Source organism: Actinomadura geliboluensis (assembly GCF_005889745.1).
Classification (GTDB): domain Bacteria; phylum Actinomycetota; class Actinomycetes; order Streptosporangiales; family Streptosporangiaceae; genus Spirillospora; species Spirillospora geliboluensis.
Map to the genome: position 1 here is coordinate 1 of NZ_VCKZ01000252.1, position 13,976 is coordinate 13,976.

Here is a 13,976-nt window from a genome sequence, read left to right on the forward strand (position 1 = left end):
GAGGGTGGGAGCGTGGACGATCTAGATGACTGGCCGGGGAGCGGGCTCAGCGACGAGGAACTGGACGTCGCCTACAACGTGCGGCGGAAGGCCGGGCCGGAGCTCTTCGAGCGGCATATGGCGCGGTACCGGGAGCTTTCGGAGCAGGCCGTGGACGGGCTGCCCGGCCATCCAGGGATCGTCTACGACGAGGCGAGCGGCGAGCGGCTCGATGTGTGGGGGACCGGGGACGACGGCCTGCGGCCCGTGTTCGTTTTCCTGCACGGTGGCTATTGGATGGCGCTCTCGCGGGACGTGTCGTCCTTCATGGCGCGGGCCTTGTACGAGCAGGGCGTCGCGACCGTGGTGCCTGACTACACGCTGGCGCCGAAGGCAACGCTGGACGAGATCGTCCGGCAGGTGCGGGCGGCCGTGGCGTGGGTCTATCGGCATGGACGGGAGTTCGGCCTCGATCCCGAGCGGATCGTGGTGGGCGGTAGTTCGGCGGGCGGGCATCTGACCGGGATGACGATGGTCGGCGGCTGGCAAGACGCCTTCGGGCTTCCGCGGGACGTGGTCAAGGCCGCGATGCCATTCAGCGGGCTGTTCGACATCCGGCCGATCACTCGGGTGTATGTCAACGAGTACGTGAAGCTTGATCTGGAGCGCGCTGCCGCGCTGAGCCCCGCTCTGCTGGACGCCGACTATCGGTGTCCTGCGGTCTTCGCGGTCGCGGAGGACGACGGGGATGGGTTCTTGGAGCAGTCGAGACTGTTCCAGCCGCAGTGGGGTGCCGGTGAGCTGATGATCGTGCCCGGCCGCGACCACTTCGACGTCGTGCTCGATCTCGCCGATCCGGAGTCGCTGGTGAGCACGGAGCTGATGCGCCTGATCAGGCGGTGAGCGCCGCGGCCTCGCGCTCGAGGTGGTCGAGCATCAGGCGGGCCGACGGCGTCGGGGTGCGGCCCGCGGGGAGCGTCACGCCGACCTGGCGGCGGACCGTCTCCAGCGGGACGGGCAGCGGCGCTATGTCGGCGTCGGTGCGGGCCACCAGTTCCGGTAGCGCGGCGATCATGTCGGTGTCGCGGACGAGGGTTCGGACGGTCAGGACGGACGTGCACTCGACCAGGTTGCCGGGAAGTGTCAGGCCGGAAGCGCGGAAGACCTGTTCCAGTTCGGTGCGCAAGGCCGTCTGCTCCAGGGGCAGCACCCACGGGTAGGCGAGGAGGTCGGCCAACGTGAGGTCGGGTACGGCGCGAGCCGGGTGGTCTTGGCGGGCCACCAGGAGAACTGGTTCGCCGTAGAGGGTGAGCTGGCGGAGGCCGCGCAGGTCGTCGATCGGGTTGAGGCGGCCGAGGATCAGGTCGATCTCGCCGTCCAGGAGGCGCGGCACCTGGGCGTCGAACGTCGCCTCCTGGACGATGACGGTGATGCCCGGCCGGTCCTTCTTGAGCGCGGCGATCGCCCGGGGGAGCAGGACGTTCGAGCCCGCCAGGAGAGTGCCGATCGTGACCGTGCCGACTTCGCCGTCCGCCAGGCCGGTGATGCGGTCGCCGGCGCGGCGGAGTTCGGCCAGGACGGCGCGCGCGTGCTCGATGAACGCCTCCCCGAACAGCGTCGGTGTCACGCCTCGCGGGCCTCGGGTGAACAGGTCGACGCCGAGGATGCCCTCGACTTCGCGCAGGCTGCGGGTGACGGCGGGCTGTGCCAGATGCAGGTGCTCGGCGGCCCGCAGGACGCTGCCCTGATCGGCGATGGCGACGACGAGCACCAGGTGCCGGAGCTTCAGCCGTCCGTTGAGGAGGTCGATCGCGCGCATGCCGACTTGGTATCACAGGACGGTGATAGCGGGATCCGTCAACCTCAAGCGCTGGGTATGTCTGACGGGTCCAGGTACGCCTCGGCCTGAAGCGTGAACAGCTCGGCATAGCGCCCGCCTGCGGCCATGAGCGAGTCGTGGGTGCCGTGTTCGGCGACCTGGCCGTCCGCCAGCACGTAGATGTGGTCTGCCATCCGGACGGTCGAGAACCGGTGCGAGATCAGCAGGACGGTCCGTCCGGCGAGCAACGTCCGCAGGCGGTCGAACAGCTCGTGTTCCGCACGGGCGTCCAGTGTCGCGGTCGGCTCGTCCAGGATGACGAACGGGGCGTCCCGGAAGAACGCGCGGGCCAGCGCCACCCGCTGCCACTGGCCGCCCGAAAGGTCCGTGCCACCCGCGAACTGGGGGCCGAGCAAGGTCGAATAGCCGTCCGGCAGGCCGCGCAGGAACCCGTCCGCCCCGGCCGCGCGGGCGGCCCGCGCGATGGCCTCGGCGTCGGCTGGTACCTCAGGGCGGCCCAGCGCGATGTTGTCGGACGCCGGGAGCACGTAGCGCTCGAAATCCTGAAACAGCACGGCGATCGACTCGCGCAGGCCGTCAGCAGAAGCGCCCGAGACGTCCACGCCGTCATACAGAATCCGCCCCGACTCCGGCCGGTACAGGTGCGACAGCAGCTTCGCCAGAGTCGTCTTGCCCGACCCGTTCTCGCCCACTAGCGCGACGACCTGCCCCGCCTCGATCCGCAGATCAACGCCGTCCACGGCAGGACGCGCGGCCGACGGATACGTGAACGAGAGATTCTCAGCCGTCAGCACGCCGAACGGCGGAGGCGGCAAGCCGGAGGGCCCGCGCTCCGGCGGGGTCAGGAACGAGGTGAGGTCCTGGACGAAGGGCGCCGCGTCGAAGAGCTGGTCGGTACCGGCGGCGGACATCCGAAGACGTGCGGCCAGCAGCATGACGGCGGTGGCGGCGGCGCCCGCGTCGGCCACCGGCATGCCGCCGGTCGCCGTGTACGCCAGCAGCAGCCCGAGCACCGCACCGAGCGCGATGCCGCTCACGCACCGCGCCGCCAACGTAATGCGCAGGCGGGTCCGAACCGTGCGGCGGATCTCTTCAAGACGCTCCTCGGTCCGCGCCTCCCAGCGTCCGCGCAGGTGCGGGGCCAAGCCGAACGCCCGGACCTCAGCAGCCGAGCGGCGGCTGGTCAGCACGTCCTGCAGATAGCTGCGTTCCCGCTCGGCGGGCGTGAGCCGGAACAGTGCGCCGTACAGCACCTGCCCGCTCTTCAGCCCGGCCAGCCACAGCGGCGCCCCTGCGGCCAGCGTCGCGGGGACGAGCCACGGCTCGATCGCCGCGAGCGCCAGCGCGACCCCGGCGGTGGCCATCAGCGCGCTGGTCAGCGCCCCCAGCCCCTGGACGACCTGATGCGGCCGGATCCGAGCGCTCATCGAGGCGCGCTCCAGCCGGTTGTGGAAGGCGGGACGCTCGAATTCCGCGAGGTCGACCGTGCACGCGACGTCCAGGATCCGGCCCATCGCGTACCGGTTGAGCAACTCGCTCAGCACGTCGTCCCGCGACGACGCGACCGAGACCGCGACGGCGATCAGCCCCGTCATTGCGAGGACGACTGCGCCCTGCACCAGGACGTCGGCGATATCGGCGCCGCCGAGCGCCTGGTCGAGGAGGTGCCGCCCGCCGAGGAGCGGCAGCACGAGGCCGAGGCCGGCGACGGCCTGGAGCGCCGTGATGAGGGCGTACTCCCGGGGCGCCGCCGACGCCGCGAGGCGGACGGCGCCCCAGACGAGCCGGGGCAGCCGCCGCAGGCCGACCTGCGGCGGCTGCGACCACTCGGCCGCGGTGACGGGCGGTGGATCGTCCATCAGTAGCCGATTTGCTCCACTTCACCGGTCCGGCCCGCATGGCCCTTCATCAGCAGGTCGGCGATGCGGTCGCTCATCGGCAGCCCGAGGTCGTTCTGCATCCACATGAACTGGCCGTTGGGGTTGGACTCCAGGAACACGTGCTCGCCGTCCGGGGTGACGATGAAGTCGACGGCGGCGTACACGAGCCCGAGCTCGTCCAGCAGCGCCCGGGTGCGGCGGACGACGTCCTCCGGCAGCGGCCGGTAATCGCCGTAGTTCATCTGGATGTCGGCCCGCCAGTCGACCTTGGTCCGCTCCGCGCCCTGCGAGTCGATCACCACCGGGAAGTAGCTGTCGCCGATGACGGTGAGCCGGACCTCGTACGCCTTCTCGATGTACTCCTGGAACTGGCAGATGGTGTGCCGGACGCGGGGGAGGTGCTCGTCGATCTCCTCGCCCAGCACGGCGGTGAACAGGCCGGACGGGAACGCGCCCGGGTAGTGGATCACCCCGCCGCTGAGCGACTTGTAGACGAGCTTGCCCTCGCCCTCCTGCTTCGCCAGCCGCGCGACCTCGTCCGGGTCGTTGGTCAGCAGTGTCCTCGGGACGCGCAGACCGGCCTTCTTGGCGAGTTTCAGCTGGTAGGGCTTCAGGTCGGCGACCGCGTCCAGGTCGGGTCGGTTCATCCAGAGGGCGTCGGTCGAGCGGAAGATGCCGCCGACGCCGTGCTGCGCCTCGTAGCGGGCGAACTCGCGCTCGGCCTCGCCCATGTCGTCGCCGAACTCGAACGCGGTGGGCCGCCGGTACCAGACGCCGGACAGGGCGTTGAGGTCGACCTCGCGGTCGATCTCGCCGTCGTGGTGGCGCATGACGGCCCGGTCCGCGCCGTCGAAGTCGGACGTGGCGAAGCTGAGCCGGCGGGGGAAGTAGCTGGTGTCGACCCGGAAGACCCGGGCGCCCTTGGCCGTGAGGCTTCGGACGACCGGGTCGACCGTCGGGTCGAAGTCCTGGGTGAGGATCAGGACCTCTGGCCGATCGTCGTTCACGCGTCAGGCGCACACATCGTCGAGGATCTTGTCGCCCCACGGCGGTTGGCCCGAGCCGGTGACGGTGTACGAGCTGTACCCGGCGGTGATGTCCTCACCGTTGGGGCCGACCCAGGTCTGGGTGGCGGGGTCGTAGTGCCCCGCCTGCGGGTCGGCGGCCGGGGCGCCCTCGTCGGGCGTCCCCCACGGGGTGGAGTAGGCGTAGCCGAACGGCCGCTCGTCGCCGTCCGGGGTCGGGATCGCCGCCGGGTCGAAGCCGGCGTGGTCGGGTGAGATGAACGCGCGGGTCGTGCGCAGGGCGGGCCTGGTCAGGGTTCCGGGCATGGCTGTGCCTTTCGGGACGGGGTTGCCGGACACTCGTGCGCGGGGCCGCTACGGGGAGGTGGGCTCGGTGAGCCCGATGATCCCCGGGATGTCGCCGGAGAACGACCAGGTGAGGGTGGTCGTGTCGTAGTGGCCGGCCGCGAGTCGGGTGGTGTGCTCGGGTTCGTGCTCGTCCGGGGTCTCGTAGAGGTAGGCGAGCGGGGCGGAGGGGCTGGTTCGGGTCCGGGCGCGGGACGCGGTCGGCCGGGCGCGGACGACGAGGTCGCCGCCGTCGAGTTCGGGCGGGTCGAGGCGGAGGAAGGACGGCGGGTCGAGGGGGCCGGTGCCGTGGGTCATGCTCCGGTGCCGTGGGTCATGCTCGGGGCCTCCCGAAGATCACCGGCGGTACATGATCAAAGTGACATGGGCGGCGGATCCCGGCAAGCCCGCGATCTTGGCCGCATCCGGCCACGCGGCCGGCCGGCGAATCTATATCCGATGAGTGATAGCGCTTGGGGGATTTGGTATTTGCCAGGCATAGCTCGCGGGGCAGAGGATCGGACCTGTCGAGCCATGCGGGAGGACACGGATGAAGGCTGAGCACTACGTCGGCGGCGTCTTCCGCTCGGACGGACCCGGCTTCCCGCTCGTCGATCCCGTGACCGGCACCGAGATGGGCACCGTCCCCGAGGCCACGCGCGAGGTCGTCGACGACGCCGTCACGGCGGCGCGGGCCGCGCTGAAGGGCGGGTGGGGCGCGGCCGGCGCCGAGGAGCGGGCCGCCGCGCTGCGGCGCGTCGCCGACGGCATCGACGCCCGGTTCGAGGAGTTCGTCGAGGCGGAGGTCGCCGACACCGGCAGGCCCCGCTCGTTCGCCGAGACCGTCGACGTTCCGCGCGCCGCCGGGAACTTCCGCGCGTACGCCGACCTGCTGTACGGCCGTCCCGAGCGGGCCTACGTGACGCAGATCCCCGGGTGGAGCGCGGGCACGGGCGAGGCGCTCAACTACACCGTGCGGCGGCCGCTCGGCGTCGTCGCGATCATCTCGCCGTGGAACCTCCCGCTGCTGCTGTCCACCTGGAAGATCGCCCCGGCGCTCGCGTGCGGCAACGCCGTCGTGGTCAAGCCGTCGGAGGAGACGCCGTCCACCGCGACGCTGCTCGCCCGCGTCATCGACGAGGCCGGGGTGCCGGACGGCGCGTTCAACCTGGTGCACGGGCACGGCGCCGGCGCGGCCGGCGAGTTCCTGACCAGGCACGCGGGCGTGGACGCGATCGCGTTCACCGGCGAGTCGGCGACCGGCGCCGCGATCATGCGCAACGCCGCCGAGCACGTGACGCCCGTGTCGTTCGAACTGGGCGGCAAGAACCCCGCGCTGGTCTTCGCCGACGCCGACCTCGACGCCGCCGTGGACGGGACGGTCCGCTCGTCCTTCACCCACTCCGGGCAGATCTGCCTGTGCACCGAGCGCGTCTACGTCGAGCGGCCCGTCTTCGAGGAGTTCGTGGAGCGGCTCGGCGCCCGCGCGCGCGAACTCGGCGGCTACGGGCCGATGATCTCGGCCGAGCACCGCGACAAGGTCCTGTCGTACTACCGGCTCGCCCGCGAGGAAGGCGCCACGGTCGTCGCGGGCGGCGGCGCGCCGCGGTTCGGCGACGAGCGCGACGGCGGCTTCTACGTCGAGCCGACCGTCCTCACCGGCCTCCCCGAGACCGCCCGCACCGTCCGGGAGGAGATCTTCGGGCCGGTGTGCCACGTCGCGCCGTTCGACACCGAGGACGAGGCGCTCGCGCTCGCCAACGACAGCCCCTACGGCCTCGCCTCCACCGTCTGGACCACCGACCTGTCGCGGGCGCACCGGGTGGCGCCGCGCGTCGAGACCGGGATCGTCTGGGTGAACTGCTGGAACCTGCGCGACCTGCGCACCCCGTTCGGCGGTGTCAAGGCGTCCGGAATCGGGAGGGAAGGGGGAGAGTACTCCCTGGACTTCTTCTCCGAACCCGTCAACGTCTGCATCCAGATCTGAGAGCGAGCCCCGTGACGACCACCATCGACCAAGCCGCCGACCGGCTGCTCGGCGCCTACGCCGCCGGCACGCCGTGCGCGCCCGTCCGCGACCTGATCACCACGGCCGACGACGCCTACGCCGTCCAGGACCGGCTCACCGAGCGGTGGCTGGCCGAGGGCCGCCGCCTCGCCGGACGCAAGATCGGGCTGACCTCCAAGGCCGTCCAGCGGCAGATCGGCGTGGACAGCCCCGACTTCGGGATGCTGTTCGCCGACATGGCCGTCCCGGACGGCGAGGAGATCCCCGCCGGCGCCGTCCTGCAGCCGCGCGCCGAGGCGGAGGTCGCGCTCGTGCTGGAGCACGACCTCACCCACGAGCGGCACACCGTCGCCGACGTCATCCGCGCGACCGCGTTCGCGCTGCCCGCGATCGAGGTCGTCGGCAGCCGCGTCCGCGACTGGGACATCACGCTCGCCGACACCGTCGCCGACAACGCCTCGTCCGGCATGTACGCGCTCGGCAACCGGCCCGTCCTCCTCAAGGACGTCGACCTGCGCCTGTGCGGGATGGTGATGGAGCGGCGCGGCGAGCAGGTCTCCACCGGCAACGGCGCCGCCTGCCTCGGCCACCCGCTGAACGCGGCGCTGTGGCTCGCCGACACGCTGGTGCGCGTCGGCCGCCCGCTGCGCGCCGGCGACACGGTGCTGACCGGCGCGCTCGGCCCGGTCGTCCCCGCCGCGCCCGGCGAGGTGTTCGAGGCCCGCATCGACGGGCTCGGCGACGTCCGCGTCGCCTTCGGCAAGGAGAGTGCCTGATGGTGGACGTGACCGCGCTCGCGCGGACCCTCGACGACGCCGCCCGCGACGTCCGCGCGGTCCCGAAGCTGACCGACACGACGCCGTTCGACGTCCCCGCCGCCTACGCGGTGCAGCGTGCTGGGATGGAGCTGCGCCGCCGCCGGGGCGAGCGTCCCGCCGGGATCAAGATGGGCTTCACCAGCCGCGCCAAGATGGTGCAGATGGGCGTCGACGACGTCATCTGGGGCCTGCTCACCGACCGGATGCTCGCCGGGCCCTCGGTGGACGTGTCGCGCCTCATCCACCCGCGCGTCGAGCCGGAGATCGCCTACCTGATCGGACGGGAGGTCCGCTCGGTCGCCGAGGCCGAGTCGGCCGTGGCCGGCGTCGCGGTCGGGTTCGAGATCCTCGACTCCCGCTACCGGGACTTCGAGTTCACCCTCCCGGACGTCATCGCCGACAACGCCTCGGCGGCGCGGTTCGGGTACGGGGCCTGGCACCCGCCGCGCGACCTGTCGAACGCCGGGCTCCTGCTGGAGATCGACGGGCGCCCGGTGCAGGCCGGGTCGTCCGCCGCGATCCTCGGCGACCCGGCGCGGTCGCTGCGCGCGGCGGCGCGGCTCGCGCTCGGCGCCGGGATCACCCTCGAACCCGGCTGGATCGTCCTCGCGGGCGCCGCCACGGCGGCCGTCCCGCTGCCGAAGGACGCGCACGTCCGCGTCACCGGGGCCGGCCTCGGCGCGGTCGAGGTGACCACATGATGGGCGACGCGTTCCTCGTCGACGGCAAGGCCAAGCCGCGGGGGCGGTTCCCGCACCTCAAGCGGGCCGGCGACTTCGTGTTCGTGTCCGGGACGAGCTCCCGCCGCCCGGACGGGACGTTCGTCGGGGCGAGCGCCGACCCGATGGGCGTCACCGACCTCGACATCCGGGCGCAGACCCGCGCCGTCATCGAGAACATCCGCGACCTGCTCGCCGCCGCCGGGGGAGACCTCCGCGACGTCGTCAACGTCACCGCGTACCTGGTGAGCATGAACGACTTCGGCGGCTACAACGAGGTCTACGGCGAGTACTTCGACGAGAGCGGCCCGGCCCGCACCACCGTGGCCGTCCACCAGCTCCCGCACCCGCACCTGCTCGTCGAGATCTCGTGCGTCGCGCACATCCCGCAGACAGACACGTCGCAGAGAGGCAAGGAGGCCGGGGCATGACCCTGCCGCAGCTGTCGCACGGACAACCGTTCAACTTCCAGGCATGGATCGACGAGCACCGCGACCTGCTCAAGCCGCCCGTCGGCAACGTCCAGGTGTTCGACGAGGCCGGGCTGATCATCATGGTCGTCGGCGGCCCGAACCAGCGCACCGACTTCCACGACGACCCGACCGAGGAGTTCTTCTACCAGCTCCGCGGCAACATGGTGCTGCGCGTCATGGAGGAGGAGGGCCGCCCGCCGACCGACGTGCAGATCAACGAGGGCGACGTCTTCCTGCTGCCGCCGCACGTCCGGCACTCGCCGCAGCGCCCCGAGCCCGGCTCGATCGGCCTGGTCGTGGAGATCCCCCGGCCGGAGGGGCTGACGGAGGCGTTCGAGTGGTACTGCACCGAGTGCCACCACCTCGTCCACCGCGTCGAACTGCAGGTCCGCTCCATCGTGGACGACCTGCCGCCCGTGTTCGAGGGCTTCTACGGCGGCGACCGCACGTGCCCCAACTGCGGAGCCGTCCACCCGGGCAGGACATGGCCGCGGGCCATGACCCCGACCACCGCGCCCCGGGCCTGACGGGGGCGCCGTGACGGTCATCGACGTCCACGCCCACGTCTTCCCGGAGCTCACCCGCGACGAGGGCCGCGTGCTCGCCGACGAGGGGCAGCCGTGGCTGCGCCTCGACGGCGGCGGCGCCGGCATGATGATGTCCGGGGACGAGGAGTACCGGCCGGTCGGCGCGGCCCTGTGGGACCCCGCGCGCCGCGTCGCCGACATGGACGCCGCGGGCGTGGACGTCCAGGCCGTCTCGTCCACCCCGCTGATGTTCGGGTACGCGGCCGAGCCGTCCCGCGCCGCCGACTGGTGCGACCTCGTCAACGACCGCATCCTCGCGTTCTGCGCGCACGCACCGGACCGGCTGCTGCCGCTCTGCCAGGTCCCCCTCCAGGACCCCGAGCTCGCCTGCCGGGTCGCGACGCGCGCGAAGGCGGCCGGGCACCGCGGCGTGCACATCGGCAACCACGTCGGCGACCGCAACCTCGACGACGACGGCATCACCGCGTTCCTCGCGCACTGCGCGGAACTCGGCCTGCCCGTGCTGGCGCACCCGTGGGACATGCTCGGCGCCGACCGGATGCGCGGCCACATGCTGCCGTGGCTGTCGGGGATGCCCGCCGAGACGCAGCTGAGCATCCTCGGGCTGATGCTGTCCGGCGCGTTCGAGCGGATCCCCGCGTCGCTGCGGATGTGCTTCTGCCACGGCGGCGGCAGCTTCGCGTTCCTGCTCGGCCGGGCCGACAACGCCTGGCACCGGCGCGACATCGTCCGCGCCGACTCGCCGCGCCCGCCGTCGGAGTACCTCGACCGGTTCCACGTCGACTCCGCCGTGTTCGACCCGCGCGCGCTCCGGCTGCTCGTGGACGTGATGGGCCCCGGCCACGTCATGCTCGGCACCGACTACCCGTTCCCGCTCGGCGAACTGGAGCCGGGCGCGACGATCCGCGCCTGCCCCGGGCTGGACGACGCCGACCGCGCCCGCCTGCTCGGCGGCAACGCCGCGGAGTTCTTCGCCCTCGCCGAGGCGCCCGAGCCCGCGCCCGCGCCCGCACTCGTGACCACCGAAGGAATGACGCAGTGACCCTGGAAGACGAGGCGCGGCGGCTCGACGAGACCGACCCGCTGCCCACGCTGCGCGGCGAGTTCCTCGTCCCGCCCGCGCCCGGCGGCCGGTACGAGGAGGCCGCGTACTTCGCCGGCAACTCCCTCGGCCTGCAGCCGCGGAGCGTCGCGGGACGGCTCCGCGAGGAGCTGGACGACTGGGCGCGCCTCGCCGTCGAGGCGCACACTCAGGGGCGCCGCCCGTGGGTGGACTACCACGAGCTGCTCCGCGAACCCGCCGCCCGGCTCGTCGGTGCGCTGCCGCACGAGGTCGTCGCGATGAACTCGCTCACGGTCAACCTGCACCTGCTGATGGCGAGCTTCTACCGGCCCGCCGGGACGCGCACCCGCATCCTCATCGAGGACTCGGCGTTCCCGTCCGACTCCTACGCGGTCGCGGGCCAGGCCGTCCACCACGGGCTCGACCCGGCCGCGGCGGTCGTGCGGCTGAAGCCGCGCCCCGGCGAGGACAACCTGCGCACCGAGGACGTCCTCGCCTTCCTCGAACGCGAGGGCGGCACGGTCGCGCTCGTCCTGCTCGGCGGCGTCAACTACCTGACCGGCCAGCTCATGGACATCCCCGCGATCACCAAGGCGGGCCGCGCCGCCGGCGCCGTGGTCGGCTGGGACCTCGCGCACGCCGCCGGGAACGTCCCGCTGCGCCTGCACGACTGGGACGTCGACTTCGCCGCCTGGTGCACCTACAAGTACCTGAACTCCGGTCCGGGCGCGGTCGCGGGCTGCTTCGTGCACGAGCGCCACGTCCGGGACGCCTCCGTGCCGAAGCTGTCCGGCTGGTGGGGGACCGACCCGGCCGTCCGGTTCCGGATGGACCCCGAGATCGCGCCGCCCGCGTCCGCCGACGCCTGGCAGGTGTCCAACCCGCCGATCCTCGCGCTCGCGCCCGTGCTGGCCTCCCTGGAGATCTTCGACCGGACCGGGATGGCCGCGCTGCGCGCCAAGAGCGAGCGCCTCACCGGGTACCTGGCCGGCCGGCTCGCCCCGCTCGGCGGCGTGGAGGTCATCACCCCGGCCGACCCGGCGGCGCGGGGCGCCCAGCTGTCGCTGCGCGTCCCGGACGCCGGCGGGCTCGTCCGGCGGCTCGCCGCGGCGCACGGCGTGGTCGCCGACGCCCGCGAACCCGATGTCGTCCGGCTCGCTCCCGTCCCGCTGTACTGCACGTTCCACGACTGCCACCGCGCCGCCGAGGCATTGTCGGATCTTGTTTAGGTGTGTCGGTGCATAAGTCGCGCCGGTATCGGGTAGGTTCGGACGCGTTGCACGATGGCGTCGGCCAGTCCGACGTCGAGCAGTCTCGAAAGCGTTTTTCCGGGCGACCGGCGGACGTGGGATGAGTCCGCTTGCAGCCCGGTCCGCCGTCCGGCGGGCCGGTGAGGTTACCCAGAAGGAAAAGACAGCATGGCCGAAGGCACCGTGAAGTGGTTCAACGCCGAAAAGGGCTTCGGGTTCATCGCGCCTGACGGCGGCGGCCCCGACGTGTTCGTCCACTACTCGGCGATCACCACCAGCGGGTACCGCAGCCTGGACGAGAACCAGCGCGTCGGTTTCGAGATCACGCAGGGCCAGAAGGGCCCGCAGGCCGAGGGCGTCTACCCGCTCTAAGGCTTCGCCCTTCTCGATGTAGACCCGACGAAAGGCCGGGGACGCTCGCCGTCCCCGGCCTTTCGCATGCCCGCGGCAAGGCCGGCGGGCGCTAGTGCAGCGCCTTCGCCGACGCGTCGGTCGCGGGCGCCGCGGTGCCCGGCTCGCGCGGGCGCAGCGCGCCGGCCGACAGCGTCATCACCGCGACCACGCACGTGATCATCGCGAACGCCGCCCGGTAGGACAGCGCGCCCGCCGTCCAGCCGGTCACCGCCGGCGCGGTCAGCCCGGACAGGTAGGTGATCGTCGCGACGCCGGCCACGCCCTCGCCGGGCGTCGCGCCGATGCCGGCCGCCGCCGCGAACACCAGCGGGACGACGGTGGCGATCCCGATGCCGACCAGCGCGAACCCGGCGACCGCGGCCCACGGCGCGCGGGCGGCCACCACCATGATCCCGCCGGCCACGGCGACCGAGCCGCCGCACCGGATGACCGCCGCCGGGCCGAACCGCCGCACGAGCCGGTCGCCGGCCAGCCGGGTGACCGCCATGCAGGACATGAAGACCGTGAACGCGGCGGCGGCGAGGCCGGGGCCCGCGTGCGTCACCTCGGTGAGGTAGACGGCGGACCAGTCGGCGCTCGCGCCCTCGGCGAACGTCCCGCAGAACCCGACCGCGCCGATCGCGGCGACGGCCTTGGTCGGCAGCGCGAACCGGCGCGGCGCCGGGACGCCCTCGGCGGGCCGGTCCGCGAGCAGCCCCCGCCCGGCGAGCAGGCCCGCCGCCAGCAGGACGAGCGCGACCAGCCCGAGGTGCAGCCGCGCGTCGATCCGGGCGTGCGCGGCGGCGATGCCGGCACCGCCCGCGGCGAGGCTGCCGACGCACCACAGGCCGTGCAGCCCCGACATGACCGGGCGGCCCACGGCCCGCTCCACCGCGACGCCGTGCGCGTTCATGACGACGTCCGACATGCCGGCGGTCGCGCCGTACAGCAGCATCGCCGCGAACAGCCAGGCGGGCGCGGGCGCGAGCGCGGGGAGGGCGAGCGCCGCGCACCAGGCCGCGATCAGCAGCCGGACGGTGCGGCGCTCGCCGATCCGGTGCGCCACGCGGCTCGCGGTGGGCATCGCGGTGAACGCGCCGAGGGACGGGCACAGCAGGGCCAGCCCGAGCACGGTGGGGGAGAGGTCGAGGCGGTCCTGGATCCAGGGCAGGCGCGTGGCGAGGGTGCCCGCCACGGCCCCGTGGACGGCGAAGACCGCGCCGATGGCCCGGTGGGGAGAGGTCATGGACGGAAAAACTAACAGGAAGGCTTCCTGATGAAAAGTGTATTAGGCAGGAACCCTGACTACTATGTGGGCGGTGAAGACCGCCGACCCGACCATGGCCCGCGCGATCAACGACCGGCTGGCCCTCGACCTGCTGCTCGAACGCGGCCCGCTCACCGCCCCGCAGCTGCGGACGCTGACCGGGCTGTCCCGGCCGACCGTGTCCGACCTGATCGAGCGGCTCCGGGCGGCCGGGCTCGTCGAGGTCGCGGGGGAGACCGGCGCCGAGCGGCGGGGCCCGAACGCCCGCCTCTACGGACTCGTCGCCGACCGCGCCCACATCGCCGGGGTCGACCTGCGCCGCGACGCCGTCCACGTCGCCGTCGCCGACATCGCCGGGAACGAGACCGGCACCGCGACCCGCCCCCTGC

Annotated in this window: 16 protein-coding genes; 10 read left to right on the plus strand and 6 right to left on the minus strand. The window is 72.8% G+C overall.

All coding sequences use genetic code 11. From position 1 onward, the window contains the following. Positions 1–882, plus strand: an 882-nt coding sequence (locus tag ETD96_RS28605) for an alpha/beta hydrolase (protein WP_338072613.1), incomplete at its 5' end; no start/stop codon positions are given. Here the strand turns inward: ETD96_RS28605 and ETD96_RS28610 are convergent. The 5 genes from ETD96_RS28610 to ETD96_RS28630 are packed head-to-tail and all read right to left on the minus strand — an operon-like array spanning position 872 to position 5,366. After that, a complete protein-coding gene (locus ETD96_RS28610) occupies positions 872–1,798 on the minus strand; it encodes a LysR substrate-binding domain-containing protein (protein WP_138639598.1) in 927 nt (308 codons plus the stop codon). The genes ETD96_RS28605 and ETD96_RS28610 overlap by 11 nt on opposite strands. Before the next feature lie 44 nt (positions 1,799–1,842). After that, on the minus strand, positions 1,843–3,678 hold the full coding sequence (locus ETD96_RS28615) for an ABC transporter ATP-binding protein (protein WP_138639599.1): 1,836 nt from the start codon (positions 3,676–3,678) through the stop codon (positions 1,843–1,845). Continuing rightward, entirely contained in the window at positions 3,678–4,706 is a 1,029-nt protein-coding gene (locus ETD96_RS28620) for an MvdC/MvdD family ATP grasp protein (RefSeq protein WP_138639600.1), read from the minus strand. Before ETD96_RS28620 ends, ETD96_RS28615 begins: the two co-directional genes overlap by 1 nt. A 3-nt stretch (positions 4,707–4,709) precedes the next feature. Further along, complete coding sequence (locus ETD96_RS28625; RefSeq protein WP_089327252.1) at positions 4,710–5,030, minus strand: hypothetical protein; 321 nt, start codon at positions 5,028–5,030, stop codon at positions 4,710–4,712. Between the two features lie 48 nt (positions 5,031–5,078). Further along, positions 5,079–5,366 (minus strand): hypothetical protein, encoded by a 288-nt coding sequence (locus ETD96_RS28630; RefSeq protein ID WP_138639601.1) that lies wholly within the window; start codon positions 5,364–5,366, stop codon positions 5,079–5,081. A gap of 232 nt (positions 5,367–5,598) precedes the next feature. Here ETD96_RS28630 and ETD96_RS28635 point away from each other — a divergent pair, with 232 nt between their 5' ends. The 8 genes from ETD96_RS28635 (at position 5,599) to ETD96_RS28670 (ending at position 12,299) form a co-directional block, all read left to right on the plus strand. After that, positions 5,599–7,035, plus strand: coding sequence for a 2-hydroxymuconic semialdehyde dehydrogenase (locus ETD96_RS28635; protein WP_138639602.1), 1,437 nt, complete (start codon positions 5,599–5,601; stop codon positions 7,033–7,035). An 11-nt stretch (positions 7,036–7,046) separates the two neighbouring features. After that, positions 7,047–7,832: a 2-keto-4-pentenoate hydratase gene (locus tag ETD96_RS28640; protein WP_274704649.1), complete on the plus strand. Its 786-nt coding sequence runs from the start codon at positions 7,047–7,049 to the stop codon at positions 7,830–7,832. After that, a complete protein-coding gene (locus tag ETD96_RS28645; RefSeq protein ID WP_138639603.1) occupies positions 7,832–8,575 on the plus strand; it encodes a 2-keto-4-pentenoate hydratase in 744 nt (247 codons plus the stop codon). Before ETD96_RS28640 ends, ETD96_RS28645 begins: the two co-directional genes overlap by 1 nt. Next, entirely contained in the window at positions 8,572–9,024 is a 453-nt protein-coding gene (locus tag ETD96_RS28650; protein ID WP_205719498.1) for a RidA family protein, read from the plus strand. The genes ETD96_RS28645 and ETD96_RS28650 overlap by 4 nt, the downstream gene beginning before the upstream one ends. Beyond that, positions 9,021–9,593 carry a 3-hydroxyanthranilate 3,4-dioxygenase gene (locus ETD96_RS28655; protein WP_138639604.1) on the plus strand — a complete coding sequence of 191 codons (573 nt, stop codon included), beginning with the start codon at positions 9,021–9,023 and terminating at the stop codon, positions 9,591–9,593. The genes ETD96_RS28650 and ETD96_RS28655 overlap by 4 nt, the downstream gene beginning before the upstream one ends. Positions 9,594–9,603: 10 nt before the next feature. After that, the gene (locus tag ETD96_RS28660; RefSeq protein ID WP_138639605.1) at positions 9,604–10,656 is read left to right on the plus strand and encodes an amidohydrolase family protein; all 1,053 of its coding nucleotides are present in this window, start codon (positions 9,604–9,606) and stop codon (positions 10,654–10,656) included. Beyond that, complete coding sequence (gene kynU, locus ETD96_RS28665) at positions 10,653–11,906, plus strand: kynureninase (RefSeq protein ID WP_171069277.1); 1,254 nt, start codon at positions 10,653–10,655, stop codon at positions 11,904–11,906. Before ETD96_RS28660 ends, kynU begins: the two co-directional genes overlap by 4 nt. Positions 11,907–12,095: 189 nt before the next feature. Beyond that, a complete protein-coding gene (locus ETD96_RS28670; protein ID WP_067468803.1) occupies positions 12,096–12,299 on the plus strand; it encodes a cold-shock protein in 204 nt (67 codons plus the stop codon). Between the two features lie 91 nt (positions 12,300–12,390). On the opposite strand, the gene ETD96_RS28675 is transcribed toward ETD96_RS28670, so the two are convergent. Next, a complete protein-coding gene (locus ETD96_RS28675; RefSeq protein WP_138639606.1) occupies positions 12,391–13,566 on the minus strand; it encodes an MFS transporter in 1,176 nt (391 codons plus the stop codon). A 73-nt stretch (positions 13,567–13,639) separates the two neighbouring features. Between ETD96_RS28675 and ETD96_RS28680 the strand changes: the two genes are divergently transcribed. Beyond that, positions 13,640–13,976: winged helix-turn-helix domain-containing protein (locus tag ETD96_RS28680; protein ID WP_240808297.1), on the plus strand; the 337-nt coding region annotated here is incomplete at its 3' end.

Bases quoted from the DNA above. Each gene is read 5' to 3' on its own strand.
- ETD96_RS28615 (WP_138639599.1), bottom strand. From the start codon at position 3,678: ATGGACGATCCACCGCCCGTCACCGCGGCCGAGTGGTCGCAGCCGCCG.
- ETD96_RS28635 (WP_138639602.1), top strand. From the start codon at position 5,599: ATGAAGGCTGAGCACTACGTCGGCGGCGTCTTCCGCTCGGACGGACCC.
- ETD96_RS28625 (WP_089327252.1), bottom strand. From the start codon at position 5,030: ATGCCCGGAACCCTGACCAGGCCCGCCCTGCGCACGACCCGCGCGTTC.
- ETD96_RS28655 (WP_138639604.1), top strand. From the start codon at position 9,021: ATGACCCTGCCGCAGCTGTCGCACGGACAACCGTTCAACTTCCAGGCA.
- ETD96_RS28675 (WP_138639606.1), bottom strand. From the start codon at position 13,566: ATGACCTCTCCCCACCGGGCCATCGGCGCGGTCTTCGCCGTCCACGGG.
- ETD96_RS28650 (WP_205719498.1), top strand. From the start codon at position 8,572: ATGATGGGCGACGCGTTCCTCGTCGACGGCAAGGCCAAGCCGCGGGGG.
- ETD96_RS28610 (WP_138639598.1), bottom strand. From the start codon at position 1,798: ATGCGCGCGATCGACCTCCTCAACGGACGGCTGAAGCTCCGGCACCTG.
- ETD96_RS28630 (WP_138639601.1), bottom strand. From the start codon at position 5,366: ATGACCCACGGCACCGGCCCCCTCGACCCGCCGTCCTTCCTCCGCCTC.
- ETD96_RS28670 (WP_067468803.1), top strand. From the start codon at position 12,096: ATGGCCGAAGGCACCGTGAAGTGGTTCAACGCCGAAAAGGGCTTCGGG.
- ETD96_RS28645 (WP_138639603.1), top strand. From the start codon at position 7,832: ATGGTGGACGTGACCGCGCTCGCGCGGACCCTCGACGACGCCGCCCGC.